General features: G+C 68.5%; 2 protein-coding genes and 1 pseudogene. All 3 read left to right on the forward strand.

Translation table 11 applies throughout. The annotated features are described in order from the left end of the window. Positions 1 to 800 (forward strand): annotated as a pseudogene (locus tag H928_RS32135) (SEL1-like repeat protein); the annotation flags it as partial. 17 nt (positions 801 to 817) lie between these two features. After that, the gene (locus H928_RS26370; protein WP_021025673.1) at positions 818 to 1,384 is read left to right on the forward strand and encodes a pentapeptide repeat-containing protein; all 567 of its coding nucleotides are present in this window, start codon (positions 818 to 820) and stop codon (positions 1,382 to 1,384) included. Between the two features lie 56 nt (positions 1,385 to 1,440). Continuing rightward, the coding region (locus H928_RS30645; protein ID WP_148293064.1) for a ChaN family lipoprotein at positions 1,441 to 1,858 on the forward strand (418 nt) is incomplete at its 3' end.

The raw sequence follows: 1,858 nt of genomic DNA on the forward strand, positions 1-1,858 counted from the left end.
TGCAGCGCGCAGCCGATGCGCGCCTGGCCAAGGCCACCTACCTGCTCTCCCTGGTCGAGCGCCGGGTGACCGGCCCCAAGGCCATGCAGCAGTCGCGCTTGCTGCTGGAGCAGGCCGCACGCGATGGCGATGCGATGGCGCTCAATGACCTGGCCGTCGAGCGCGAGCTTGAAGGGCGCATGAACGAGGCCAAGGAGCTGTACGCCCAGGCCCAGGCCGGTGGCAGCCAGACGGCGGCGCAAAACCTGGGCCGCATCGCCAGCTACCAGCGCGCCAACACCGCCGAGCAGCTGGGCCGCCTGCGCGCCCGTGCCGACGAGGGCAATGCCAATGCGCTGCTGGAGCTGGCCTACCGCTACCACCTGGGGCGCGGCGTGCAGCGCAATTTCGCCACCGCCATCCAGTACTACCGGCGCGCTGCCGATGCTGGCTCGCCCAAGGCGCGTGAGTTTCTGGCGCTGATCTTCAGCCGCAGCAACGACAAGCAACCGGTGATCGACGAAGCCTGGATGCAGGAGCTGGCCGCGCGCATCAATGCCGTGGCCTTGCAGGTCGAAGAAAAACACCCCAGCGCGCCGCCCGATCGCCCCCAGCGCGTGGCCGACCCGCTCTCGCAGCTGAGCCAGCAGCCCTTTGCCTGGCCAGAGCCGCCTGCCGCCGATGGCGATGCGGCGGCAGATACCAACACCCCGCCGCTCTCGCAGGAGCAGGTGGTGCCGACCGAGGGGCCTCCCTCTGCCGCGCATGCCCCAGGCATGCAGCCCTCCAACCTGAGTCACAACGCGCCGCTCACCGAGTAGCGCAAGAAAGGACAAGCATGCAACAACCCACAATCAAGCAGGCCCTGGCCGTGCTGACCCTGAGCCTGGCCGCTGGCGGCGTCTGGGCACAAGGCGCCGTCATCTCGGCCCCCGGCGTCGATGTGCGCGGCGGCAGCCAAGGCGCCTCGGTCACCGTCAACGGTGCCGTCGTCAATGCGGCCTCGGGCCGTGGCGCCGTGGCCGAAACCAATATCCCCGGCCGCAGCAGCACCGTACACGGTGGAACTGGCGGCGCAGCCGTCGTCGTCGAAGGCCAGGGTAAATCAGCCACCACCGTGCGCAGCCAAAAGCGCAGCAGCGGCGGCAACCAGGCCCATGTGAACGCCAATATGTCGGGCTCCAACCTGCCCCAGGCCAACTTTGCCGGCCATAGCTTCACCAATGTGGACCTGTCCAACTCCAACCTGCAGGGCGCCAACTTCCAGGGCGCCGAGCTGGTCAATGTGAGCCTGGACAACTCCAACCTGGCCGGCGCCAACCTGACGGGCGCGACCCTGGTCAATGTGTCGATGGAAGGTGCATTGACCACCGGAGCGATCTGGACCAACGGCCAGCGCCGTTAAGGAAAACGGCAACCCTTCTAGCCCCCAGGCCGCCGGCCAGCCATTACCATGCGCGAATGATACAAATAAATGTCATTCGCACTGACGGCTGGCTGTCCGGCCTGTTGGGCTTGGCGCTGCTGGCCGGTTGCGCCAGCCAGGCGCCGCAAAACTCCGCCTCCGCCAACGCCGAGCTGGACCGGTCGACGATGTCACTGGCCGAAGCGCCCGATGTGCTGCTGCTGGGCGAGCAGCATGATGCCGCCGCGCACCAAGCCTGGCAGCAGGCCACGGTGGCCCATTGGGCGGCACGGCGGCAATTGGCCGCTGTCGTGCTGGAGATGGCCGACGCCGGCCACAGCACCCAGGGCCTGGCCCCCAGCGCCAGCGAAGCCCAGGTGCAGCAGGCGCTGGCCTGGAATGACAAGGGCTGGCCTTGGCGCCACTACGGCCCGGCGGTGATGACGGCGGTGCAGGCGGGGGTGCCCGTGCTGG

Source organism: Comamonas sp. B-9, from assembly GCF_000410635.1.
GTDB lineage: Bacteria > Pseudomonadota > Gammaproteobacteria > Burkholderiales > Burkholderiaceae_C > Comamonas.